The organism is Streptomyces sp. NPDC039423, assembly GCF_055598725.1.
The window spans coordinates 359,160-384,669 of the sequence record NZ_JBVKAH010000003.1; the positions used below are offsets into that span (position 1 = coordinate 359,160).

Annotated in this window: 14 protein-coding genes; 1 reads left to right on the forward strand and 13 read right to left on the reverse strand. The window is 74.7% G+C overall.

What is annotated here, in order from left to right; all coding sequences use genetic code 11:
- Positions 1-84: 84 nt before the first annotated feature.
- From ACZ7LK_RS12435 to ACZ7LK_RS12475, 9 genes are read right to left on the reverse strand one after another with little or no spacing between them, the layout of a single operon-like run.
- Complete coding sequence (locus ACZ7LK_RS12435; protein ID WP_471140124.1) at positions 85-4,830, reverse strand: amino acid adenylation domain-containing protein; 4,746 nt, start codon at positions 4,828-4,830, stop codon at positions 85-87.
- Positions 4,831-4,882: 52 nt separating this feature from the next.
- A complete protein-coding gene (locus ACZ7LK_RS12440) occupies positions 4,883-9,124 on the reverse strand; it encodes an amino acid adenylation domain-containing protein (protein ID WP_471140127.1) in 4,242 nt (1,413 codons plus the stop codon).
- Positions 9,117-10,172: a 3-hydroxyacyl-CoA dehydrogenase family protein gene (locus ACZ7LK_RS12445; protein WP_471140130.1), complete on the reverse strand. Its 1,056-nt coding sequence runs from the start codon at positions 10,170-10,172 to the stop codon at positions 9,117-9,119. The genes ACZ7LK_RS12440 and ACZ7LK_RS12445 overlap by 8 nt, the downstream gene beginning before the upstream one ends.
- Positions 10,173-10,204: 32 nt before the next feature.
- On the reverse strand, positions 10,205-15,691 hold the full coding sequence (locus ACZ7LK_RS12450) for a condensation domain-containing protein (RefSeq protein ID WP_471140133.1): 5,487 nt from the start codon (positions 15,689-15,691) through the stop codon (positions 10,205-10,207).
- Between the two features lie 22 nt (positions 15,692-15,713).
- Positions 15,714-17,609 (reverse strand): non-ribosomal peptide synthetase, encoded by a 1,896-nt coding sequence (locus tag ACZ7LK_RS12455; protein WP_471140135.1) that lies wholly within the window; start codon positions 17,607-17,609, stop codon positions 15,714-15,716.
- Positions 17,606-18,682, reverse strand: coding sequence for an HAD-IIIC family phosphatase (locus ACZ7LK_RS12460; protein WP_471140138.1), 1,077 nt, complete (start codon positions 18,680-18,682; stop codon positions 17,606-17,608). The genes ACZ7LK_RS12455 and ACZ7LK_RS12460 overlap by 4 nt, the downstream gene beginning before the upstream one ends.
- Positions 18,679-19,905, reverse strand: a complete 1,227-nt coding sequence (locus ACZ7LK_RS12465; protein WP_392272916.1) for an acyl-CoA dehydrogenase family protein — start codon at positions 19,903-19,905, stop codon at positions 18,679-18,681. Before ACZ7LK_RS12465 ends, ACZ7LK_RS12460 begins: the two co-directional genes overlap by 4 nt.
- Positions 19,889-20,158: an acyl carrier protein gene (locus ACZ7LK_RS12470; protein ID WP_392272915.1), complete on the reverse strand. Its 270-nt coding sequence runs from the start codon at positions 20,156-20,158 to the stop codon at positions 19,889-19,891. The genes ACZ7LK_RS12465 and ACZ7LK_RS12470 overlap by 17 nt, the downstream gene beginning before the upstream one ends.
- Positions 20,155-21,168 carry a 3-oxoacyl-ACP synthase gene (locus tag ACZ7LK_RS12475; protein ID WP_392272914.1) on the reverse strand — a complete coding sequence of 338 codons (1,014 nt, stop codon included), beginning with the start codon at positions 21,166-21,168 and terminating at the stop codon, positions 20,155-20,157. The genes ACZ7LK_RS12470 and ACZ7LK_RS12475 overlap by 4 nt, the downstream gene beginning before the upstream one ends.
- A gap of 445 nt (positions 21,169-21,613) precedes the next feature.
- Between ACZ7LK_RS12475 and ACZ7LK_RS12480 the strand changes: the two genes are divergently transcribed.
- Positions 21,614-22,642 carry a terpene synthase family protein gene (locus ACZ7LK_RS12480; RefSeq protein ID WP_469463241.1) on the forward strand — a complete coding sequence of 343 codons (1,029 nt, stop codon included), beginning with the start codon at positions 21,614-21,616 and terminating at the stop codon, positions 22,640-22,642.
- Positions 22,643-22,702: 60 nt separating this feature from the next.
- Here ACZ7LK_RS12480 and ACZ7LK_RS12485 read toward each other — a convergent pair whose 3' ends face one another.
- Genes ACZ7LK_RS12485 through ACZ7LK_RS12500 form a run of 4 tightly spaced genes read right to left on the reverse strand, consistent with a single transcriptional unit; the run spans position 22,703 to position 25,509 of the window.
- The gene (locus ACZ7LK_RS12485; RefSeq protein WP_469463242.1) at positions 22,703-24,148 is read right to left on the reverse strand and encodes a cytochrome P450; all 1,446 of its coding nucleotides are present in this window, start codon (positions 24,146-24,148) and stop codon (positions 22,703-22,705) included.
- A complete protein-coding gene (locus ACZ7LK_RS12490) occupies positions 24,145-24,768 on the reverse strand; it encodes a GTP-binding protein (RefSeq protein ID WP_392272911.1) in 624 nt (207 codons plus the stop codon). The genes ACZ7LK_RS12485 and ACZ7LK_RS12490 overlap by 4 nt, the downstream gene beginning before the upstream one ends.
- On the reverse strand, positions 24,749-25,105 hold the full coding sequence (locus tag ACZ7LK_RS12495; RefSeq protein ID WP_392272910.1) for a DUF742 domain-containing protein: 357 nt from the start codon (positions 25,103-25,105) through the stop codon (positions 24,749-24,751). The genes ACZ7LK_RS12490 and ACZ7LK_RS12495 overlap by 20 nt, the downstream gene beginning before the upstream one ends.
- Positions 25,102-25,509: a roadblock/LC7 domain-containing protein gene (locus ACZ7LK_RS12500; RefSeq protein WP_392272909.1), complete on the reverse strand. Its 408-nt coding sequence runs from the start codon at positions 25,507-25,509 to the stop codon at positions 25,102-25,104. Before ACZ7LK_RS12500 ends, ACZ7LK_RS12495 begins: the two co-directional genes overlap by 4 nt.
- Position 25,510 lies beyond the last annotated feature (1 nt).

Genomic DNA, 25,510 nt, shown 5'->3' on the forward strand with positions numbered 1-25,510 from the left:
CCCGTATCCCAGTCCTGACCAGCAGTTCCGGGCCATACACGGGCCAGATTGCGGCTCAGCCCTTGGGACTGTTGTGCCGGAGGTCTAGGGGCCCGACAGGTCGATGTCGTCGACCGGGACGTCCGGGGTGGTGGCGACGGCACGCAGCAGCCGGGTGAAGCGGGTGCGGAGGTCCTCGGCGGTGGAGCGGTCGAACAGCGCGGTGCGGTACTCGACGACTCCTTCGAGGCCGTGGCAGGTGCCGTCGGCGTCCCGTCGCTCGAACAGGCCGAAGGTCAGGTCGAACCCGGCTGAACCCCTGCCGACCAGCTCCACCGTGGCGGACGCGCCCGGCAGCTCCAGCCGTTCGGGGAGGGACGGTGCGAGCACCAGCATCACCTGGAACAGGGGGCGGCCGAACACGGCCCGGCCGCTCGCCGCCCGCCGGGGGCCCTGCGCCTCCACCACCAGGTCGAAGGGCACGTCCTGGTGGGCGAAGGCGTCCAGGTCGGCCCGTACGACCCGGCCGAGCAGCTCACGGAAGGTCGGGCCTCCCGAGGTGTCGGTGCGCAGGACGAGCGTGTTCACGAAGAAGCCGACGAGGCCGTCGAGTTCCGCGTCCGCGCGGTCGGAGACCGCCGTGCCGATCGGGATGTCCGTACCCGCGCCGAGGCGGGTGAGGAGCGCGGCCAGTGCGGCGTGCGCCACCAGGAAGAGGCTGGCCTGTTCGTGCGCGGCAAGCTCCAGGAGCCGCCCGTGCACGTCCGCGGGAACGGTGAAGGCCACCGTGTCGCCGGCGCCGTGGACAGGGCGCCCGGCCGGCGCCCGCTCCGTACGGTCGGCGGGCAGCGCGATGCGTTCCGGCAGGCCGGCCAGGGCCTTGTCCCAGTGGGCGAGCTGGCCGGTGCGCAGGGCGCTGGGCTCGGCGTCGGTGCCGAGCAGTTCGCGCTGCCACAGGGTGTAGTCGGCGTACTGGACGGGCAACGGCGCCCAGTCCGGCGCGGCACCGTGGACGCGGGCCCGGTACGCGGTGCCGAGGTCGTCCAGCAGCCGCCGCAGCGAGGCGCGGTCGCAGGCGATGTGGTGGAGCAGCAGGAGCAGCGTCTGCCCGTGCGGGGTCCCGGTGGTGAAGAGGACCGCGCGCAGCGGGAGCTCGCTCTCCAGTTGGAAGGGACGGCCGGCGGCGGCGTCCAGCGCGTCCGGCAGCCGGTCCGGGGTGACGGGTTCCACCGTGAGTGCCGGGCGGGCGGCGGTGACGGGCAGGATGTGCTGGACCGCCTGGCCGTCCCGCTGCCGGACGAGGGTGCGCAGGGTTTCGTGCCGGGCTGTGAGGTCGCCGAGGGCGGCCCGGAGCGCCTCCTGGTCCGGTTCGCCGTCCCAGCGCAGCACCAGGGGGACGTTGTAGGTGCTGTCGGGGCCCGCGAGCCTGTGCAGGAACCAGAAGCGCCGTTGGCCGGAGGAGAGCGGGACCGGCTCGGCGCCGCGGTCCTCGGCGCGCGGGACGCGAGGGACGGGCCGGGCCGCCGGCGCGGCGGAGGTGCCGCCCGGGCGAGCCGGGTCGCCGAGGTGGGCGGCGAGCGCCGCGACGGTCGGGTGGGCGAAGACGTCCCTGACGTCCAGCTCCGCCCGGGTGCCGAGGCCGGCCCGGCGCACCGTGCTGACCAGCCGGGTCGCCCGCAGGCTGTCGCCCCCGAGGTCGAAGAAGTCGTCGTCGGCGCCCACCCGCTCCACCGCGAGCAGGTCGGCGAAGAACCCGGCCAGTTCGGCTTCCAGCGGCGTTGCCGGGGCGCGGGAGGGCGTGTGCGCGCGGGCGTCCGGGGAAGGGAGCGCCGTCCGGTCCAGCTTCCCGTTGGGGGTGAGCGGCAGCTTGTCGAGCGGGACGAACAGGGACGGGACGAGATGCGCCGGAAGCCGCCCGCGCAGCCATTCCCGCAGCCGGGCGAGAGCCGGCCCGGGGTCGTCGGCCGCCGCGTCGCGGGTGAGCACGACGTACGCCACCAACCGCGCGGCCCCGTCGGCTCCCGGGCCCCCGTCCGCCTCCGTGCGGGCCCGGTCCCGCGGCCCGCCGGACGTCGCCAGTACGGCGCCGCCCGCCACGCCGGGGGCGGCCAGCAGCGCCGCCTCGATCTCGGCCGGCTCGACCCGGAAGCCACGGATCTTGACTTGGTCGTCCGCCCTGGCGAGGTACTCCAGTGAGCCGTCCCGACGGGCGCGTACGAGGTCGCCCGAGCGGTACAGCCGGGACCCGGCGGGGCCGAAGGGGTCGGCCACGAAGCGCTGCGCCGTCAGGGCGGGGCGGTGCAGGTATCCCCTGGCCACCCCGGAGCCCGCGACGTACAGATCACCGGCCACCCCGGGGGGTACCGGGCGCAGCCGGCCGTCGAGCACGTACAGCCGGGTGCCGGCGACGGCCGTGCCGATCGGGACGGCCCGCGCCGTGCCGTGGTCGGGGTCCAGGGCGAGCCGGGTGGAGAGGACCGAGGTCTCGGTGATGCCGTACGTGTTGACCAGGACGGGCCCGGAGTCCCGGTGCCGCCCGTACCAGGAACGCACGACGGCGGGGGCCAGTGCCTCACCGCAGAAGACGACCCGGCGCAGGGCCAGTTCGCGGCCGCGCTCCGGCTCTTCGGCGTCGGCCTGGTCCAGCGACCGGAACGCGGAGGGCGTCTGGCTGAGCAGGGTCACCCGCTCCCGTACGAGCAGGTCGAGGAAGGCGCGGGGGTTGCGGCTCACCTCGCGGGGGACGATCACCAGCCGGCCGCCGTGGGCGAGGGCGCCCCACATCTCCCACACGGAGAAGTCGAAGGCACAGGAGTGGAACATCGTCCAGGTGTCGTCGGGCCGGAGTCCGAACTCGGTGGCTGCCGCTTCCAGCAGGGCCACCGGGCCCCGGTGCGGAACCACCACGCCTTTGGGACGGCCGGTGGAGCCCGAGGTGTAGATGACGTACGCAGCGTGGTCGGGCGTCAGCGGCCCGGTGCGGTCCGCGTCGGTCAGGTCGGCATCGATCCGGTCGGCGGCGGACTGGTCCGCGTCGGTCTGGTCCGCGTCGGTCAGGTCGGCGTCGGACTGGTCGGCGTCGGTGCCGGTGTCCGCGTCGCTCGTCGCCGACGGGGGTGCGGCCGGGGCGGTTTCCGCCGGGTCCGTCCCGGACAGGACGCACACCGGCCGGGCGTCGGCGAGGATCCGCTCCGTGTGCTCCGGCGGCCAGCCGGTGTCGAGCGGGAGGTAGGCCGCGCCGGTCTTGGAGACGGCCAGGATCGCGGTGATCAGGTCCACGGAGCGGGGAAGCAGGACGGCGACGGTGGTCTCGGGTCCCGCGCCGCGCCGGACCAGCGTCCTGGCCAGCCGGTTGGCGCGCGCGTTGAGCTCGGCGTACGTCAGCCGCCGGTCGCCGTGACCGAGCGCCGGGGCGTGCGGAGTACGCGCGGCCCAGCGCTCGAACAGCTCGGGCAGGGTCCGGGGCGAGGCGGGCGCGGGCGTGCCGGCGCGCGGGACGAGCACCTCGCGCTCCTCCGGCGCCAGCAGGTCCAGTTCGCCGACGGGGCGCCGGGGGTCGTCGACCAACTGGTCGAGCAGGCGTACGCAGCGGTCGGCCTCGGCGGCGACCTCCTCGGGCTCGTACCGCCCGGCCTCGGCGTGCACCTCCACCATCAGACCGGCCCGGCCGCGTTCCGGTCTGATCATGACCGAGAGGTCCTCCACCACACCGGTGTTGAGCTGCCGGAGGGTCATCGGCCGTCCGGCGAAGTCGCGGCCGAAGCTGAAGGGGACGATGTTGGCGGTCAACCGGTAGGGGGCCTGCGCGGACCCGGTGAAACCGAGGTCGCGGCGGATGTCCTCGTACCGGTAACGCTGGTGGTCGAGGGCGAGGGTGATCGCCTCGTCGACGGTGCGGACCAGTTCGGCGCCCGGCCGGCGCAGGTCGACGGGTACCCGTAGCGGGAGCACGTTCGACGCCGCGCCGGTGACGGCACCCGCCGTCCTGGGGGTCCGGCCGGCGACCGGGAACCCCAGGACGACCTCGTCGCCCCCGCCGCTGCGGGCGTGCTCCAGCAGGACGGCCGACGTGGTCGCCAGCGCCGTCCAGGGGACGTCGAGTTCGCGTGCGCGGGCGCGGAGGGCGGCCACCCGCGCGTCGGGCATCCGGCGCTCACCGCGCACCGGTGCCCCGCCCGTCCGGCCGGTGCCCGTCCCACCGGGTACGTCGAGGCCCGCCGCACCCGGCCCGGCCGAACCCGGCCGGACGGCTCCCGGCCAGCCGGCCATCCGCGCCGTCCAGAACGCCCGGTCGGCCTCGAAGTCGGGCGTGGTGCGGTAGGCGCGCTCGGCGTCGAGCAGGGTGTCCAGCGGCACCTGGTGGCCGGGCTCCGGGGACGCCCCGCGCTCCAGCGCCGCGTAGATCCGGCCGAGCCGCCGGGCGAACAGCGCCAGTCCGAAGCCGTCCACCACCAGGTGGTGGACGAGCAGGTACCAGCAGACCCGGTCCTCGGCGAGGCGCAGGAACGCGGTCCTGAAGACGGGTCCGTTCTCCAGGTCCAGCGGGCGGGCCACGTCCGCCCCCATCCAGGCCAGCGCGGCGGCCATCGGCGCGGGCTCCCGCCGGAGATCGACGACCGGTATGTGCCAGTCGGGAAGGGGGCCGGTCCACTGCCTGGGTTCCCCGGCGGCCGTGACGGCGAACCGGGACGTGAACGGCTCGGTCTCCGCCACGGCGAGCCGGAAGGCCGCCTCGTACAGCCCGGGGTCGAGGTCCCCGGCGACCTCGAACGCGCTGGCCAGCTGGTACCGGACCGGGGCCGCGAGCTGCTGCGACAACCAGATCCCCTGCTGCATGGTGGTGAGCGGCATCGACGGACGATCCGCCGGGTGCGCGTGCTCCGGCTCGTACCTCACGGCGTGTTCACCGACCCCTTCCGTGTGCCTCGGAGGCCCACCGTTCGACGAGGACGCGGCCGACGTCGGCGAGCCCGTCGGCGCGTCCCATCTCCATGTGCGTGCGATCGACCGGCAGGACCTCGAGCGACCCCTTGACCAGCGGGCGCCACAGGTCGAGCACGGTCTCGGGCGGGTGGTCCCGCGAGGTGAACATCACCGTGTTCCCGGCGAACGGGCGGGGCTCGTGCAGCAGCGTGATCCGCGCGTTGTTGGTGATGATCCGCGCCAGGGCGGCGATCCGCCGCTCGTCGAACGAGGCCAGCAGCCCCTCCTCCGCGCGGGCGATCTCCAGCAGCCGCGGGTACGTCAGCGCTTCGCCCGCCCACAGGGACGGGTCGTAGCCGAAGAATTGCAGGAGCAGCCCGAGGACGTCCCGGCCGACGACCGGACCCGGCGCGGACCGGGCGGAGGACGAGGCCGAGGTCGCGGCCGGAGCCGAGGACGACGGGGCAGAGGCCGGGGTCGCGGCGTCGGGGTCGGGGTCGTCCGCGCCCATGGGGTAGGCGTCCAGGATCGCCAGTGTCCCCACCGACTCGCCGCTCTCCTCCAGTTGTACCGCCATCTCGTGGGCGACCACTCCCCCGAAGGACCAGCCGAGCAGGTGGTACGGACCCGTGGGCTGGACGGACCTGACATGGTCCAAGTAGTCCGCCGCCATTTCCCGCAGGGACGTCGGCATGGCCTCCGTGCCGTCCAGGCCCCGGGCCTGGAGGCCGTACACCGGCCGGCCGGCGCCGAGCGGTGTGGTGAGCCCCGCGTAGCTCCAGGAGAAGCCCGCCGCCGCGTGCACGCAGAACAGCGGCGCCTCGTCGCCCGACTCCCGCAGCGGCAACAGGACTCCCGTGTCGCCGTCGGACGTCCGCTGGACGCCGCCCCATCTGTTACGGGCGGTGCCGTCGTCCGCCCCCGGCGAGGGGGGCGGACCGCCGGGGGCGGTCGCGCGGGCGATCCGGGCCAGTGCTCCGACCGTCTTGTGTTCCAGGACGTCCTGGGGGGTGAGGACGAGGCCCGCCCGGCGCAGCCGGCTCAGCAATTGGATCGACAGGAGGCTGTCCCCGCCCAGGTCGAAGAAGTCGGCATCGGCGTCGACGGCGGCGGCTGCCGGGAGTCGCAGCACCGCGCGGAACGCCCGCGCCACGTGCTCCTCCCACGCCGCTTGCTCCTCGCGTGCCCCCTGCTCCTCCTGTGCCGCTTGCTCCTCGCGTGCTCCCCGCTCCTCGCGTGCTCCGTCGGCGGTCGGCGGGTCGGCCTCCAGCGGCCGTACGCCCGTCGGCGGCTTGTCGCGGTCGAGCTTGCCGCTGCCCGTACGGGGCAGCGCGGAGGCGGCCTTCAGCTCGGCCGGGACCAGATGCGCCGGCAGCCTCTCGGCCGCCCACTCCCGCAGCGCCCGGCGGCCCGGAACGCGGGCTCCCTCCGCGGGCACCAGGTAGGCCACGAGCCGGGCGTCGCCACTCGTCCCCCTCCGGACACAGGCCATGACGTCGGTGACGGCCGGGTGCCGGGCGAGCACCGACTCCACCTCGCCGGGTTCGACGCGGAAGCCGTTGACCTTGACCTGGGCGTCAGCACGGCCGAGGAAGTCGAGCTGCCCGTCGGGACGCCACCGGGCCAGATCACCGGTCCGGTACATCCGCTCGCCGGGCGGGCCGAAGGGGTCGGCGACGAAGCGCTCCGCGGTCAGCCCGGCCCGGCGCAGGTACCCCCGGGCGAGGCCGTCCCCCGCCAGGTACAACTCGCCCCGGCGGCCGGACCGCACGGGGCGGAGCGAGCCGTCGAGCACGTAGGCGCGTACGTGGTCCAGCGGCCGCCCGATCGGGGGCGCGCCCTCCGGTACGGGACCGTCGCCGGCCGGAGCCGCGGCCTGGACCGTCGCCACGGTCGCGAACACCGTGGCTTCGGTCGGCCCGTACGCGTTGAGCACCCGGGTCGCGGGCATGGTCTCGCGGATCCGCTCGGCGAGCGTCGCGGGGAGCGCCTCACCGGTCATCACGAGCGTGGTGGCCGACAGATCGAGGCCTCCGGTTCCGGTCAGCCGGGAGAACACCGAAGGGATGGCGCACAGCAGACCGCCGGACCAGCGCGGCGGGTCGCCGTCGAGCAGCGACAGGAGGCTGTCGACCAGCTCGACGCGACCGCCGCCCGCCAGCGCGGGGAACACCTCGGCCACCGACACGTCGAAGCCGAAGGGGCTCGCCGCCAGCACGTGGGCCGACGGCCCGATGCCGAACTCGGCTGCCGCCCGGTCCACCAGCGCGACCGCACCGCGGTGGGGTACCACGACGCCCTTGGGCGTACCGGTGGAGCCCGAGGTGTAGAGGACGTACGCGGGGTGCGAGGGCCGCAGCGGTTCGGGGCGGTCGGCGTCGGAGGGCGCCGTGGACGGGATCCGCTCCAGCTCCCGCAGCACCGCCGGGTCGTCGAGCCGGACGGTCGTGGCCGGCCCGCTCACGACGTCCGCGAGGTACGCGCCGGTCGCGGTGTCGGTCAGCACACAGGCGGGTGCCGCGTCCTCGACCATGAAGCGGAGGCGCTCGGCCGGGTAGCGGGGGTCGAGCGGCAGGTAAGCGGCGCCGGTCTTCAGCACCGCGAGCATGGCCACGACGGCCCCGACGTCTCTGGGGAGCAGCAGGCCCACGACCGACTCCGGCCCGGCACCCCGGTCGAGCAGGAGCCTGGCCAGCCGGTTGGCGCGGCCGTGGAGTTCCGCGTGGGTGAGCGTGCCGTCGGCGGCGACGACGGCGACCGCGTCGGAATTGTGCCGGGCGGCGCTCTCCAGCAGGCCGGTGAGGGTACGGCGGGATGTTCCGGAGCTCGCACCGCCCGTGCGGGAGGGAGCGGCCGTTCCCGCGTCCGCCACTGGCAGGTCCAGGGTGCCGAGCGGCTGCTCGGGGAACGCCACGGCGAGGGACAACAGACGCGTGAAGCGACGTGCGTGAGCGTCGAGTTCGGCGACGGTACAGCGGTCCGCCGCACCGCTGAGGTGGACCCGCGGCCGCTGGTCCGCGGGGTCGTCGTCGATGACGACGCGGATGTCGTGGACGGGCTCGGGCACCAGGTCGTGGACCACCACGGACAGGTCGCCGAACCGCACGGAGGTGCCGGGGGTGCGGACGTCGGCGATCGTCCCGAACGGCCGGGTCCGTTCGTCCGGCGCTCCGGTCTCGTGGGACGACGCCTGGTGGCCCGGTCGCCGGTTCCTGGCGGCCTCGCGCGCACCGCGGGCCACGTCCTGGACGAGTTCGGCGAAGGTGGTGGTGGACCGCACCGCCTGCGTGAGCGGCACGATGTGTTCGCTCGCGTCCGGGACACGCCGGCTCGCCCGGGTCGGCCGGCCGTCCACCGGTATGCCGAGCACGACGTCCGTGGTGCCGCTCAGCCGGTGGGCGTAGGCGGCCACGGCGGCGCGGAGCACCGCCCGTACCGGCACACCGCCGTGGCGGGCGACGGCACGTACGCGCGCGGTGTCGGTGGTGCCGAGCGTCACCGGGCGGGAGTCGACAGGGGCGCGCGATCGCCCGGCGTCCGGGACGGGAGCGGACGCGCAGGTCACGGGGTCGGGGAGGTCGTCGTACCGCCGGGGCCGGTGGGAGCGGTCGGCCTCCTGCCCGGCGGGTACGGCGGGTACGGCAGCCACCGGGGCCGGCCGGACCCGGGTGACGAGGGCGCCGTCGGTGGCCGGGCGGCCCCCGGCGAGCGCCGTGTACACCTCGGAGACCCGGCGGGTGATCAGCGCGCAGCCGAAGCGGTCGACGGCGGCCCGGGGGTGCTGGTGGAACCAGTGGTGGCGGTCCGGGCCGAGCCGCAGCAACGCCTGGGCGGACCAGGGCCGGGCCGTGTCCTCGCCGCCCGGTGCCGGGTCCGCCGCCCGCTCGGTCGCCGCGCGGGTCCACGCGTCGGCGGCACCGCGCGGGTCCGCCTCCGTGCTCAGGTCCACCACGGGCAGCGGCATGCCGGCCGGGGGCTCCGGGGCGGGCGGCCCGTCCGGTCCCCGGCCGGCGGGGTGTACCCGCGGTGCGGTCGTCTCGGCCACGACCTGGGCGACCGCCGTGCCCAGCGTGGTGAGGTCCAGGTCGCCGTGGATCTCCACGAGCTGGGCGACGTGACCGCCGGGGGCGGCGGGATCCGTACCGGAGTGCGGGACCACGGCACTCCGGGCGTCCCGTCCGGCGGCGGGCACGTTCGTGGGCGCGTCCGGGCGGTCAGCCATGGTGGGTGCCTCCCGCCGTGACGGGGTGCGACGGCGCGTACGAGTAGAAGCCCCTGCCCGACTTGCGTCCCACGTTGCCCTCGGCGACGAGGCGGGCCAGCAGGGAGCAGGGCCGGAAGCGGTCCTCGCCGGTGTGCCGGCGCAGCACCTCCAGCGAGTCGGCGATGGTGTCGAGGCCGATGAGGTCGGCCGTGCGCAACGGCCCCATGGGGTGGCCGAAGCAGTCCTGGAAGACGCGGTCCACGGTTTCGGCGTCGGCGGTTCCCTCGTCCAGCACGCGGGCCGCCTCGTTGAGCGTCAGCATCAGCACCCGGTTCGTGACGAAGCCGGGGGCGTCACGCACCACGAGGGCGTGCTTCCCGACGCGGGCGAGGAAGCCCTTGGTCCGCTCCACGGTCGTGGCGCTGGTCCGCGGGGCGCGGATCACCTCCACCGCGTCCTTGAGCGGTGCGGGGTTCATGAAGTGGGTGCCGATGACCCGGTCGGGCCGGGTGGTGAAGGACCCGAGGCGAGCGACCGGGATGCAGGAGGTGTTGGACGCGAAGATCGCCTCGGCCCCGCAGATCCCGTCCAGTTCGCGGAGGATCCCCTCCTTGACCTCCTCGTCCTCCCGGGCGCACTCCACCACCAGGAGGGCGGCCGCCATGTCGGTGAGTTCGGCGGACCAGGTGACGAGGGACTCGGTGCGGGACGCGGGCGCGGCCGCCCCGGCCGGCCGGGACCCCCGGCGCAGCAGCGCGGCCGTCCTGATCCCGGCGCGGAGCCGGGCCGGGCCCGCGGCCAGCGCCGCCGGGTCGTTGTCGACGACGACCACCGGGTGGCCGGCTTCGGCGAAGCACTGCACCACGCCGACCCCCATGGTGCCCGCGCCGACGACGCCCACCGGCGCCCCGGCCGGAACGGTCCATTCGGCCCGGTCGGTGCCCATGGCCGGGTCGGTCCCTACGGCCTGCCCGGCCGGGTCGGTCCGTACGGCCTGCTCGGTCCCTACGGTTCGCCCGGTTTGTACGGCCCGCTCGGCCTGTCCTACGTCTGTGTGTTCGCCCACTGTTGCAGGTCTCCTTCGTCGGCCGGGCCGCGTCATTCGGTGTGCGCGGGCCGTGCCATGGCCGGCTCCGCGGGGGTGCTCGCGCTGGTCGTCGTGGGAAGCGGCCACAGGCGGGACAGTGGCGCACCGGGGGTGCCGACGGCCGCGCGCAGCATCGCGAGCAGTCCGTCGACGAGGGCCCGGGCACTCGACCGGTCGAAGAGTTCGGTGCGGTAGTCCAGTGAGAGGGACAGCTCGTCCCGCCCCGGCCCCGCCACGACGGACCAGGAGAGGTCCGGCTCGCTGCGGCCGGGCGGCAGGGTGAGCCGTCCCGCGTCCGTGCCGGGCCACCGCACGGGGGCCGCCTCCAGTCCGGCCGTCGAGCCGAGTGCCGCCGGCAACGTGTGGCAGGAGTACGCCACGTCGAACAGCGGGGCTCTGCCGGGCTCGCCGGGCAGTCCGGCCGCGCTCACGATGTCGGCGAACGGCAGGTCCCGGTGCTGTTCCGCGCCGGTGACGGCAGCCCGCACCCGTTCGGTGAGCTCCTCGAAGGAGGGGTCGCCGGCCAGGTCCAGGCGCAGCGGCAGGCTCCGCGCGGAGGAACCCGCACGCCTAGGGGCCACCGGGAGGGGAAGCGCCGTGCCGGTCAGGCCGATCAGCACGTCGTCCGTCTCCGTGTGCCGGGCGAGCAGGGCGGCGAGTGCCGCCAGCACGCTCTCCCCGGTCCCGGAACGCACCACCGCGCGGGCCAGGTCGTCGGGGACCCGGGACCCGACGGTGGCGGTGGCGCGGGTGCCGTGGGCGGGGCGGGCCCGGTCGAGCGGCACCGCGCCGTCGGGCAGATCCGCCAGTGTCCGGCTCCAGTAGGCGAGGTGCTCCTCCCTCCCCGGGCCGGTCGAGGGCTCGGGGGCCTCGCCGGGCAGCGGGGAGAGCACGGGCGGCCCGGCCCGGCGCCCGTCCCGGTGGGCGCCGTACAGGGCCAGCAGGTCCTGGAAGAACACCTCCGGCCGGCCACCGTCGTCCGCCTCCTGGTCGGTGGTGACCAGCAGGACGTGCCGGTCCGGCGCCGTTTTCGCCAGGAGCGCGTGCAGCCGGCGCCCCGATGCCGGATCGAGGACGAGCGCGGCCTCGACCTGCGCGATCTCCCCGGCCGTGACGAGCGGTTCGCTCTCGCCCGAGACGTCCGCCGTGGTGAGGAGGCCACCGCCGGCGGACGGACCGTGCCCCGCGGCGCCGGCCGGCCGGGCACCCGCCACCGCGTGCCGCCGGGCCAGTTCCTCCAGCGCCGTGCGCAGCGCGGGGATCCGCACCTCCCCGCGCAGCTTTAGGCAGTTGACGACGAGGGTGGCGGGCGGGACCACCGGGGCGGCCGGCGGGTCCGGCCGGTCCGCGACCGGTCCGGTCACCGGAGGAGGGCCACCGGGCAGGTCGTCGTAGGGCGTGTCCTGGTCGTCCGCGACGGCGTGCAGCAGCTCCAGGAACGCCTCGGACATGGCGGAGATCGTCCCGGCGTCGAAGAGCCGCGTCGCGTACTCCATCATGACCACGATCTCGTCCTGGTCCGCCAGCTCGCCGACGACCATCGAGAGGTCGAACTTGGCGGTGCCGGGCGGCAGTCCGGGGAAGTGCTCGATGACCTCCGGGTCGTGCGCGGGCCCGACGGCGACCTCGCCGAAGGCGGCGGCCGGCGGCAGCGTCTGGTGCACGTACATCACGTCGAAGAGCGGGTTGCGGCTGGGATCACGGCCGGCCGCGACCTCGCGCACCACCTTGTCGAACGGGACCTCCTGGTGGTCGAGGGCCCCGAGCACCACGCCGCGCACCCGGCGCAGCAGCTCGCGGAAGGTCGGGTCTCCCGACAGGTCCGAGCGCAGCGCGATGGTGTTGTTGAAGAAGCCGAGCAGCTCCCACAGCTCCGGCCGGCTGCGGCCGATGGTGGAGGTGCCGACGACGACGTCCCGCTGCCCCGACCAGCGCGCGAGCAGCACGTTGAGCGCGGTGAGCAGCACCATGAACAGCGTGGCCGTCTCCCGGGCGCCCACCTCGCGCAGCCGCCGCACCAGCGGGCCCGGGATGGTGAACCCGTGGGTCGCGCCCGCGAAGTCCATCCGGCCGGGGCGCGGCCGGTCGGTGGGCAGCTCCAGCGCGGGCGGGTCGCTCAGCCGTTCACGCCAGTAGTCCAGTTCCCCGTCGAGGCGGCCGTCGGCCACCAGCTCGCGCTGCCAGCGGGCGTAGTCCGCGTACTGCACCGGCAGCGGCTCGACGGCGGGGGCACGGCCCTCCAGGCGGGCCGTGTAGAACTCCAGCAGGTCGCGGAGCTGGATCTGCGGGGCCCAGCCGTCGTTCACCGCGTGGTGCATGCACCAGCAGACGATGTGGTCGTCGTCGGCGAGCCGCACGACGGTCACGCGTACGAGCGGTTCGCCGGCGATGTCGAAGACCCGGCGGGCGGTGGCGGTGACGACCGCGGCCGCCGCGGTCTCGGGGGCGTCCTCGCCCGAGACGTCCAGGTACGTGAAGAAGTCGCCCAGGGCGGGCCGGATCACCAGCTCGGGCCTGCCGTCGGCCTCGACGAAGTTCGACCGCAGCACCTCGTGGTGCCGCGCCAGGTCCTCCCAGGCGAGCCGGAAGGCCTCGGCGTCCAGGGGGCCGCGGTACCGGGAGGCGCCGGGGAGGTTGTAGAGCGTGGTCGCCGGGTCGACCTGGTGGTGGAGCCATATGCGTTCCTGCCCGTACGACAGCACCGGCTCGCCGCCCGGGGTGACCGGCGGCAGCTCGGTACCGGGCACCTCGGGCAGCTCGGGCGCCTCGGGGACGGCCGTGGCCGTCGGCGCGCCGGTGCCACTCGGCGCCTCGGGCGTGGGTTCCGGCGCGGGCGCGTGCGGCGCCCGGTCGTGGATGGCCCGCGCGAGCGCGCTGACGACGGGGTGGTCGTACACGTCCGCCAGCTTGAGCCGGACCCCGTGCCGTACGCGTACCCGCTCCACGAGCTGGAGGGCGATGACGGAGTTGCCGCCGATGGAGAAGTAGTCCGCGTCGGCCGGGACGTCGTCCGCGTGCAGCAGGTCGACGAGGGTGTCCCGCAGCCAGTCCAGTACGGACCCGGAATCGTCGGTCCCCCGCTCGCCGGACGCGCGGACCGGTTCCCCGGCGGCGGGCGCGGCCCCGGTCGCGGCCTCGGGGCCGGACGCGGACACGGTCGCGCGGACGGCCGCGGCTTCGGCCGCCGCTCCGGACGCGGCTGCGGTCACGGGGACGGGCTCGGCTGCGGGCCGGGAGGACGCGGGCGGCACGGGGGCGGGCGCGGCCGGAACGGGTGCCGGGGCGGTGGCCCGGTCGAGGACGTCGCCGGAGGGCGGCGCCTCTGGCCCGGCCCAGCACCGGACGCCGGTGGACGGGTGTCCCGGCAGCGGGACCCGGCCCGCCGACGGGTCGGCCCGCAGCGCCGCCCAGTCCAGGGCGACACCCTCCTCGTACAGCCGGCCCAGCAGCTCCAGGAGGGCGACGTCCCCGGCGTCGGCACCCGGCCGCAGACGGAGCACCCGGGCGTCCGCGCGGTCGTGGAGGTGGGCCGCCAGCCGGTCGCCGATCTCGCCACGTGCCGCCAGCTCCACGAACACCACGGGGCCGTCGGAGAGCTGCTCGTCCGCCGCCGCGTGGAGCCGGTCCACGCGCAGCGGGTCGCCCGCCACCGCCGTGTCCCGCCCGCTGTGTGCCCGCCGCAGCGCGGCGGTGTCGTCGGCGCCGAGGTCCCCCCGCAGGTACCGAGCGGTGTAGCGGGAGATCCCCGAACTCATCAGCCCGTCCGGTGAGACGCCGGCCCGGACCAGCCACTGGTACGTCGCGAGCTGCCCGCCGACCATGGCGGCGCGGTCGGCCGGTACGGGCAGCTCGTCCGGCAACGGGTGGGGCGGCCGGTCGGACGGCTCGGGGGCGGGGGCGTCCCCGGAGAGCAGGAAGACCACCCGGGGCGGGGCCGCGGCCGGGGCCGCCGGGGCGGCCCCGGGCTCCTCGAGCCGGCGCCAGGTGACCTCGGCGGCCAGGCGCGCCGCCAGTTCGGAGGTGGTCCGGGCGACCACGGCCGCACGGTGGGGATCGTGGTCCCTGCCCTCGTTGAGGGTACGGGCGACGTCGGCCAGTGGGTGGGGGCCGTGACGCAGGGCCAGCGACAGCCGCTCGCACTGGGCGAGCAGGTCCGCCCGGCTGCGCGCGGACACCGCCACCAGCCGCGGGGCGTCGTCGGCGGGGCGTGCCGGGGGCACCGGCGCGGTCGCCGGGGGCTGTTCCACCACGCAGTGCGCGTTGACGCCGCCGAGGCTGAACGAGCTCACGCCCGCCCGGCGCGTCTCGTCGTCCCACGGCTCGAGCGAGGTGACGACCTCCAGGCGCGCACCGTCGAGGTCGACCTCGTCGGCGGGCTCCTCGAAGTGGAGCGAGGGGTACAGCTCGCCGTGGTGCACGCTGAGGACCGCCTTGACCAGTCCGGCGATGCCCGCGGCGTGGTCCAGGTGCCCGATGTTGGTCTTGACCGAGCCCACCTTGACCGTACGGTCGCCGTCGGGACGGGCCAGGGCCAGGCCCTCGGCCTCGACCGCGTCGCCGAGCCGGGTGCCCGAGCCGTGCGTCTCGATGTATCCGGCGGTCGCCGGGTCCAGTGAGGCGTTGCGCCACGCCCTGGTGATGACCTCGGCCTGGGAGCGGGCGCTCGGTGTGCTGATGGTGGCGGAGTGCCGGCCGTTGTGCACCACGGCGCTGCCGCGGATCACGGCGTGGATGAACGCGTCCTCCGCCAGCGCCCGTTCCAGTGTGGTGAGGACCATCACCGCGCCGCCCTCGCCCCAGCCCGCGCCGTCCGCGGCACGGTCGAACGCGCGGGACCGGGCGGTGGGCGAGGCGATGCCGGGGAAGTCGGCCACCGCGGCCGCCGGCGGGACGACGTGGCGCAGGCTCACCCCGCCCACGACGGCGTGGTCCGCGTCCCCGTCGCCGAGTTCACGGCACGCCTGGTGGACGGCGACGAGTGAGCCGTTGCAGCCGGTGTCCACGCCGTAGCACGGGCCGGTGAATCCGAAGAGGTGGGAGATCCTGGCGGGCAGGGCGCAGGGGATGTTGCCGTTCATGCCGAGGGTGCCCTGCTCGCGCACCAGGGGCGCGTAACCGTTGTTCGGTGAGCTGAAGACCACCGCCGTCCGGCTGTCCCGGAGCCCGGACGGGGCGTATCCGGCGTTCTCCAGTGCCTCGTGGGTGAGCTGGAGTGCCAGCCGGTGCTGCGGGTCGGTCACCTCCGCCTCGCGCCGGGACATCCCGAAGCGCTCGTGGTCGAACAGGTCGATGCGCTCCAGGTAGCCCTGTTCGGGATAGTCCTGCCGGGGGTCGAGCCCGGTGGTGCGGATCCGTTCCGGGGGGATCGGACGCACCGAGTCCCGGCCCGCCCGCAGGTTCGCCCGGAACGCGGCGAGGGAATCCGCCTGCGGGAACCGCGTGGCGATGCCGATCACCGCGACGGCCGGCCGGCCGTGCGTCACGCCCGTACCGCTCATGTCGCCTCTCCGTTCACGTGTGTCAGAGCTCGTATGCGGCCGGTGGGGCGTGGTCCTCGCCGGGCGGGTGCTCGCCCAGGCGTTCGGCGATGCGCCGCGCCTGGTCGGCGATCGTCACGTGGTCGAACAGCTCGCCCACCCGCAGCGTCCCGGGCCACCGGCCGTCCAGCCGGTCGTGCAGGTCGACGACCTTGATCGAACTGCCGCCGACGGCGAAGAAGTTGTCGTCCGGGCCCGAGCGCGCGTGCCCGAGGACCTCCGCCCAGATCCGGCCGACGGCGCTCCGGTGCCCGCTCCAGTCCCCGCCCGGGGTGCCCGCGGCAGCCCGCGGGCCCGTCGGGACGAGCGCGCGGAGCGCGGCCCGGTCCGCCTTGGTGCTGCGGTCGAGGGGCATGTGGTCGACCGGTACGAACAGGGTCGGTACGGCCTGCTCGACCAGCCGGGTCCGGCAGTGGGCCCGCAGCTCCGCGGCGTCCGGCGGTCCGCCGCCGGGTGCCGGCAGGACGAAAGCGATCACCTGTGGTTCGTCCTGCCCGGCGCGTTCGCACAGCACCACGGCCTGCTCCACGTCCGCATGACGTTCCAGCACGCTCGCGATCTCGCCGAGTTCGATCCGGGCGCCGCGGATCTTGACCTGGTCGTCCGTCCTGCCGTGGTAGTGCAGGGCGCCCCGCTCGTCGACGCTGGCGACGTCCCCGGTGCGGTAGAGGCGGCCGCCCGGCCGCCCGTACGGGTCGGCGACGAACCGCTCGGCCGTGAGGGCCGGCCGGTTCGCGTAGCCGAGGGCCACGAGGGCGCCGCCGACGTAGAGTTCGCCCCGCTCCCCCGCCGGGAGTTCGCGCAGCCGCTCGTCCAGCACCCGCGTCCGCGCCCCCGGCCAGGGCCGCCCGATGGGGACACGGTCCCGGGTCGGGTCGGGATCGGTCTCCACCGTGCAGGCGATGGTCGTCTCGGTGGGCCCGTACTCGTTGACGAGCCGGATCCCGGGCAGTCGCGCGTGGTGCGCGCCCACCAGCTCGGGTGTGCATTCCTCACCCCCCATGACGACCATCCGCAGGGTGTCGGGCAGGCCATCGGGGTCCTGGAGGACCGCCCGGTAGTAGGAGGGGATGTTGAACAGGTGGGTGACGCCGTGGTCCCTGGCCAGCCGGGTGAACTCCGCCACGTGGACGAGCTGTCCGGGGTCGGGGAGCACCAGCGTGTGACCACTGGTGAGCGACCAGAACATGCCGCCGAGGATCCCGTCGAAGGACAGCCGCAGCGCGATCAGGAGGACGGAGGGTTCGGTGCCGTACACCGCCCCCCGGCAGCCGATGGACACCGCGAACTGGTCCCGGCCGACCAGTACGCCCTTGGGGACCCCGGTGGATCCGGAGGTGTAGGCGATGTAGGCGGGGCTCTGCCCGGCAGCCGGGGGGTACGGGTCGGGTGGCAGCAGCCGGCCGGCCTCGACGAGCCGTGCCGGTTCGAGGTCCGCCGCGTCGAGTACCGCCGGCGGGTCGGGCAGCGCGGCGAGGACGGAGGCCGGTACGGCGTCGCCGTCCTCGCTCAGCACCACCGCGCAGTCGGCGTCCCGGCACAGCGCCTCGAACCTGCCGATCGGCAGGTCGGGTTCCAGGACCGCCCAGGTGGCCCCGGTGCGCAGGGCGGCGAGCATGGCGACCACGGACAGGGCGCTCTGGCGCGTGCGGACGCAGACGACCCGCCCCGGCCGCAGCCCGTGCCGCCACAGCAGCCGTGCGAGGCCGGCCGAGGCGTGGTCGAGTTCGCGGTACGTCAGCGAGGTCCCGCCGATGACGAGCGCGGTCGCCCCGGGGGTGTCGGCCACCTGGCTCCGGAAGGCGGCCCACACGGACCGGGCCTCCGCCGGGGCGTCCGGGGGGACGGGCCGGCCGGTGTCACCGGGGTGCAGGGTCATCGCGGACTCGCTTCCTGTGCCGTCGGTGCCGTGCCGGTGATCACGCGCATGTGGCCGGGGGCCTTGGGCAGCGGCCGCTCCGGGTCCACGGTGAGCACGAGCCGGTCCTCGTCGGTGTCCGTCGCCTCGTAGCCGGCGAAACGCATCGTGACCAGCATGTTGCGGTTGGTCTCGGTCGGGACGAAGTGCGCGACGGGGCGCCGGCCGGCCGCCAGGGCCTGCCGGACGAGATGGTGCAGCAGCACGCTCCCCGCGCCGCGCGAGGCGACCCGGCAGGACATCAGCAGCAGCCGCAGGACCGCGTCGCCGCCCACGAGCGCGGTGACGGCGAGGCCGATGATCCCGTAGTCGCCGAAGCGGTCGCGGAGGGTGGCCAGCAGCACCTGGTGGTCCGGTGAGGTGCTCAGCCGGCGCAGTTCGTCGATGTCGTACGTCAGTCCCGTGCTGTTGAGCTGGTGTGTGCGGACGGTCAGTTCGCTGGCGCGGGACAGGTCGTCCTCGGTGGCCGGGCGCAGCTCCATCACCAGGCCGAGCGAGGCGAGGAACGCCTGGCGTCCTTCGGTGGACTCCTCCTCGGCCTGCCGGCGCTGCCACTCGGCCTGGTAGAGCCGGCGCCGTCCGGTGGCCTCCGCGGTGATGTGCTCGGGCCGGAACTCCCGGTGTTCGGGCAGCCGGGCGACCTCGGCCGCCGGGTAGCAGCGGACCATGGGGAGTTCACCGGCGACCTCCGCCCGCTCCACCGGGTCGTTGTCGACGAACGCGATGGTGTCCAGACCGATGTTGAGGGCCTGGGCGATCCGGCGCACCGCGGCGGACTTGGCGCCCCAGCCCACCTCCACCGCGCAGAACCAGTCGGCCAGCCGGCGCTCCGCCAGGTGGCGTTCGGTGACGGAGCGTTCACCGCGGCCGGCGGCGGCGTGCAGGATGCCGCGCCGGTCCAGCTCGGCCAGGGTCTCCAGCGCCGGCGGGAAGGGGACGGGGTCGTCGCCCTCCAGCACCACCCCGTCCCACAGGGTGTCGTCCAGGTCCCACACCAGGCACTTGACGGTGGGCGCGCCCGCTGCCGCCGTCACCACGACTCCCCGGGGAGCCGGGGCCCGGCGGGGCGGTCCGTGCCGTGCGGGGCGGCACCGAAGCGCCGTAACAGCCGCTCCGCTATGTGCAGTTCGGACACTTGCTGTGCTCCTTCGATGATCTCCATGACCTTGGCGTCCCGGAAGTGCCGGCCCGCCCTGCTGTCGGGCGCGCAGCCGGCCGAGCCGAGCACCTGTACGGCGTCGCGGCTGCCCGCCGCCGCCGCGGAGGCCGCCGCGTACTTGGCCATGAGCGTCTCCGGCACCCCGTGGCCCGGTCCCGGGGCCCGCGCCTCCGCGGCCCGGCGGGCGAGTTCCCGGGCCCCGGCGGCGTCCACCGCCGCCCTGGCCAGCAGTGACCGGACCAATTGGTGGTCCCCGAGGGGGACGTCACCCTGCCGGCGGACCGCGGCGTGGGTGGCGGCGTCCTCGACGCACGCCTCCGCCATGCCCACGCATCCCCAGGCGACCGTGAACCGGCCGTGGTCGAGCGCGGTGCCGACCACGTGGGAGAGCCCCAGGCCGGGAGGGGCGACGAGGTGGCGCCGGGGCACCCGCACACCGTCGAAGGACAGATGGGCGATGCGGGCGGCCCGCAGGCCGAGCTGGCCGTGCACCGGCTCCCGCTCGACGCCGGCGCGGTCCGCGTCGACGAGCACCGCGGCGGGCTTCCCGCCGTACGTGCCGAGGACCAGGAACACGTCGGCGACCGCGCCGAAGGTGACCCACCTCTTGCGGCCGGTCACGACCACGTCCCGGTCGCCCGACGCCTCGATGCGGGTCTCCACCGAGCCCAGCGCGCTGCCGGCGCCCCGCTCGGTCGCCGCGAAGCCGGCCGTCAGCGTGCCGCCGGCCAGTCGGGGCAGCCAGTCGGCCCGCTGCTCCTCGGTGCCCCAGCGCAGCAGCGCCGCGGCCACCATGCCCTGCACGGTCAGCAGTCCGCGCAGCGCGCCGCACTCACCGCCGATCCGTGCGGTGATCTCCCCGAGGGCGAGCGGATCGAGGCCGGCGCCCCCGTACCGCTCGGGCAGGTCGGCGGCGAGCAGCCCGGACGCGGCGAACTCCTGGCGCACCGCATCGGGCAGCCCGCCGTCCTGGTCCCAGCGGGAGGCCGACTCGTGCGCGTCGGCGGCGAAACCGGCGGCGGCCTCGTAGAGGTCCATGGTCTTCGCGGGCGGCGGCTCCGTCGTCGTGCCGGGGCGGCCGTCAGAGACCTTCGGCATGGGCCTCTCCCGGCTCGGTGATCCCGGCCTTGTGCCGGACGAACTCCGCGATGCGGTTGGCGGTCCTGAAGCTGTCCAGATCCAGGTCCTCGACCTGGACGTCCAGGGCGAAGTGGCTCTCGACGAAGGTCACCAGCTCCAGTGCGAACAGGGAGTCGACGAGGCCCTGCGCGAAGTAGTCGTCGTCCGGTCCGACCGGCCGGCGAAGGGCCGCGCTCAGGAAGCCGGTGATCTGCTCGGTGATGTCGTTCATGCCGTGCCCTCCCGTGGACCGGTCGCGACCAGCAGCAGGCTCCAGGCGGCGACCGGGCTCACGTTGATCAGGACCGCGAGGTCGCCGGAGGCCAGCTCCTTGCGGTCGAGTGCCGTGCGGAGATTGAGAAAGACGTCGTTGGGGCCGAGGTGTCCGTACCGCCGGAGGTTCTCCCGGCACGCCGGCAGCAGTTCGATGTCCAGGGAGTCCTCGAGGAAGCCGAAGCCGGCGGCGGACAGGTTCTGGCTGACGAAGCCGGCGATGTCCTGCCGGCCGATGCCGTTGCGCCGCAGCAGGTCGTCCAGCATCGCGGAGAGCCGGCCACGGGTCTCCATGGCCAGGTGGAAGGAGTAGGTGGTGGGCTCCGTGCACTGTTCGCGCCACTGGGCGGTGGGGCGGTCGCGGTAGTCGACGTGGAAGAGGTCCCAGTAGCGCCCGTTGGTCCGCTGCGCGATGTCGAGCACCCGTGTCCGCCCGTTGCGGGAGAGCAGCAGTGCCTGTCCGCCGTCGCCGTTGACGGTGACGGGGTGGCGGTAGCGGTGGGTGGTGGCCGGCTTGCTGCCGTGCACGACCAGGACGTGGTCCAGGGCGGGGTCCGCGGCCAGCAGTCCGCGGGCCGTCAGCAGGGCCGGGGTGATCGAGACGCAACCGAGGCCGCCCACCGAGAAGGTGGTGGCGTCGGCGGCGCCGAGCCGGTGCTGGAGCCGCGTCACCTCGGAACTGAGGAGCGTCTCCTGGACCCGCGACTCCACCATCACCAGGGCTTCCAGGTCCCGGGCGTCGAGCCCCGCCTGTTCGAGCGCCCGGCGCGCGGCGCGTTCCGCCAGGGCGACGGAGTCCAGCCGGTCGTCCGCCCGGACCGTGTCGATGCCCAGGCCGTCGCGGGTGGCGCGCTCGGCCTCGTCGAGCGTCGGCACCTCGCCGACCGGCACGGTGGGGTCGGGCAGGTACCAGGCGGCGCTGCGAATGGCGAGGGGGGCCGCGCCATGCGGGAGGGCCTGCTGGGGCACGGGTCGTTCCCTCTCGTCCAGGTCGGGATGTCCGGCCGCCGGCCGGTTTCCGCGACGTACCGCGTGGGTCGTGCCGTCTCCGGACGCATGCGTGTGCCGGGACGTTCCGGATTCTCGTGGGGGCGACTGACGCCGGACTGACGCGCCGCTGACGGCGCCCGGTCGGGAGGGCCATGACGCGGGCACGTGCCATGTGGCGGAATGTCCATGGACCGGCCCGGAGCGATCCGGGGGTTGCCGGACATTGATGGTGGGCAGGTTTGGAGAGCCGCGGGGCGGGCACCGTCCGGCTCCACGGTCATGGGCGGCCGTCATCACGCCCGGGAGCAGGTGCGGCGCAGCGTACCGCCTCCCTCCGGCGGGCCGCCCGCATGCGCGCTCAGGCAGACCGCTCGCACGCTGGTCCGCACACCGGTGCGGGCGGAGGAGAAGGAGGCCGGTCCCCATGACAGTGCGTACCGTCGAACTCCCCCAGCTCTGGATGCCCTATCCGCTGCGGGTGAACCCCTGCCTGCCGGCGCTGCACGAGGAGAGCGAGTCCTGGGCGCGGGCCATGGGGATGCTGGAGGGCCGGGGAGAGGGTTCGGCGCGGCGCGCGATATGGACCCGGTCCGCGTTCCACGCCATGACCGTCGACCAGTTGACCGCCTGGACGCTGCCCGACGCCTCCCTCGCCGACCTCCGGCTCAACCACCGGTTCAACGTCTGGGCGCTGGCCTGGGACGACTACTTCGCCCACGCCTTCAAGCGGACCGGCGACCTGGCCGGCGCGCGGGCCTTCACCGTCCGCCTGCACGCCTTCCTGAGACCGGAGCCGGACGCCCGGCTGCCGGAGCCGACGAACGCCGTCGAGAGGGGCATCGCCGATCTCCAGCAGCGCCTCTTCCCGCCGAGACTGGCGCACTGGCGCAAGGAGTTCAACCGGGCGCTGGCGAGATACATCGACGCGGGTGTCGAGGAACTGGCCAACAGCCGCAGCGGCCGCATCCCCCACCTGATCGACTACGCCCCGTTCCGGCGGGACAGCTTCGCCGCCCACACCGCCCCCTACTCCGTCGAGCTGGCCACCGGCGCGCGAATACCCGAACGGATCCGTAACAGCCGGACGGTCCGGGCCCTGCTGGACGCCTTCATGGACTTCATGGGGCTGGCGAACGACATCGCCTCCTACGAGCGGGAGGTGCACGAGGAGTACGACGTCAACAACCTCGTGCTGGTCGTGGGCTCGTCCCTGGGCATCTCCCTGGACGACGCCGTACCGGCGGCCCTGAACCTGGTCAACGCCCGGCTGCGGGACTTCGAGCACCTCCGCGACAACGAACTGCCGCTGCTGGTCCGGCGGTCCGGGCTCGGCCACGACGAGCGGGCCGAGCTGGCGGCCTGGCTGCGGGGCGCCTGCGGTTTCCTCTCCGGCCTCCACGCCTGGTACACCGGGGCGCCCCGCTACGCCGCGGGCGCCCCGTTCGAGGAGTAGCGCCGCGGACCCGTGCGGCCGGGCCCGGCGCGTTCGCCGGGCCCGGCCGCGCGGGCCCGACTACCGCCGTCGCAGCAGGCGGCGGACCCGCGTCCACCACGAGGCTCGGGGGTCGGACCGGTCCGCCGGCCCGGGGGCCGTCGCGGGTCGCGGCGGTGCCAGGGGCATCGTGTCGCTGCGGGGAGGCGGGGCCGGCAGCGGGGCCGTGTCTTCGTGGGCCCGGGGGGCGCGGGGGGCGAAGGTCACGGGCAGGGCCGTCAGGTGCCGGGCCCAGGTGGTGGAGCGCCAGGTGAGGCTCTCCTCCGGGACGGCCAGCGTGATGTCGGGGAGCCGGGTGAGCAGGATGTCGATGCCGGTGTCCGCGATCATGCGGCCGATGTCCTGGCCGGGGCACTCGTGGTTGCCGGCACTGAAGGACAGATGTGCGCGGTTGTGGTGCACGGGGGCCGAGGGGTCGGGGCGGATCGCTTTGTCGACGTTCCCGGCGGCCAGGCCGAGCAGGAGCATGTCGCCGGCCTTGATCTGCTGTCCGCCGAGGGTGGTGTCGCCGTTGGCCCAGCGGCCCGGGCACACCATCAGGGGCGGCTCGTCCCACAGGACCTGCTCGACGGCTTCGGGCAGGGTCATCTGTCCGCCGGCCAGCGAGCCGCGGAACCCCGGGTCGGTGACGACCATGCGGAGCACGTTGGACATGAGGTTGGCGGTCGTCTCGTAGCCGGCGAGCAGGATGAGCCGGAGGTGGTGCTGGACCTCCTCGTCCGTGAGGCCGGCGGGGTGGGCCATCAGCGCCGAGGCGATGTCCTGGCCGGGGCGGGCGCGCTTGATGACGACGAGCCGTTCGAGGCTCTCCAGCACGTACGCGTTGCTGGCGAGCGACGTCTCGGTGGCCTTGAAGAGGTCACGGGCGGCGTGCACGAGCGTGGGGCCGGACTCGTCGGACATGCCGAGCAGGTGGGTGAGGGTGAGCATGGGCAGATGCTCGGCGAACCGGTCCACCAGTTCCGCCTCGCCGCTCTCGCAGAACGTGTCGATCAGCTGGTGGGCGAAGCGGGTGATGTGCCGGCGGATGCCGCGATGGTCCAGCTTGTTCAGGCCGGCCGTGACCGCCCCGCGCAGCCGCTGGTGTTCCTCGCCGTCCGCGCAGACGCAGTCGGGACGCCAGCCGATCATCGGTACGAGCGGGGAGGTGGCCGGGTCGATCTCCCCGCTCCGCCAGCCGTGCCAGACGCGCGGGTCGCGGGAGAACTGGGTCGGTCGGCTGGCCACGTCGCGGTTCTCGTTGTACCCGAGGACGAGCCAGGCGCGGACGTCACCGTCGAGCAGGACGGGCGCCACCGGGCCGTGGGTGGCCCGCAACTCCTCGTACAGGCCCATGGGATCGGTCTCGGCGACGGGGCCGTAGAGGCGGGTGGCGCCGCCCTTGCCCGTGGCGGAGTGGGCCGGGCAGCCCGGGGGCGGTGCCTCGCCGGGCCACGCGGTGTCGTGTTCGGTGGGTGGGACGGTCATGCGTTCTCCTGGGCGGCGGCGAGGGAGCACAGGTAGACCATCAGCGAGAGCAGGGCGTCCCGGCAGGACTCCCGGTCCCGGGCGTCACAGGTGACGAGGGGCACGGAATCGCTGAGGGCCAGGGCTGTGCGCAGATCGGGTACGGGGTACTGGGGAGCGTCGGGGAAGGTGTTGACGGCGACGACGAACGGGACGCGGCGGTCCTCGAGACGGGTGATGACCTCGAAGCAGACTTCGATACGGCGGGTGTCGACGAGGACGACGGCGCCGAGCGCGCCTTCGAAGATCCCGTTCCACAGGAACCAGAAGCGCTCCTGTCCCGGGGTCCCGAACAGGTAGAGGATCAGCTCGTGGTTGATGCTGATCCGTCCGAAGTCCATCGCGACGGTCGTGGTCTTCTTGCCCGCGGCGCCGGGGTTGTGGTCGATCCCGACGCCGGCCTGGGTCATGGTCTCTTCCGTGGTCAGGGGCGGGATCTCGCTCACCGCCCCGACCATGGTCGTCTTGCCGACCCCGAAGCCGCCGACGATGACGACCTTGACCCCCCTGGCCCCGTGGGGCAGGAGCATGTCGGTGCCGCGCGGGCCGGCGACGGGCGCGTCAGAGCTTGCGTAGTCCATGGATCACCGCCTCGAGCAGTCCGCGTTCGGGGTACGCCGCCACGGGCACGGGTGCGATGGCCTCGACCCGCTCGTCCTCGACGAGTTTGGAGAGCAGTACGGTGACGACGCTGAAGGGAAGGCTGAGGTACGCCGACACCTCGGCCACCGACAGCGGGTAGGTGCACATGGTGAGGATGGCCGCCTGCTCGGGTTGCATCGCGGGTTCGGGTTCGGACCTCGCCGCGATGAGGGTGACCAGATTGAAGGTCTTGGCCGAGGAGTCCCGGCCTTCGGTAATGACGTACAGGGGAACGGGGGTGCCTTCATCCCAGGGGTCCTGGTTCTCCGATGTCACATCGCCTGCCCGATGTCCTGTCGAGGCGGGCTGGTCATGTGCTGGCCGATCCGGACCACCAGCGTCCGCATGCGGTCGCCCAGCAGTCCGGCGTCCACCTCCAGGTCGGCCAGCACCGCGAGGTACGCCCCCGGACCGGCGGCCATCAGGGAGAAGTAGCCGCCGTCGGCCTCGATGCCGACCATCCGCGTCGAGCCGTCCCCGTGCGGGAACATCTGCGAGATGGCCCGGGCCAGGCTCTGGATCCCGGAGCAGGCGGCGGCGATGGCGTCGGCGGTGTCGGACGCCGTGTTCGCCTGCCCGATGCACAGGCCGTCCGACGACAGGACGACGACGTGCCGCACGTACGGGACACCGCCCACGAGCTCCTTGAGCATCCAGTCCATGTTGGGCAGTGGCTGCATG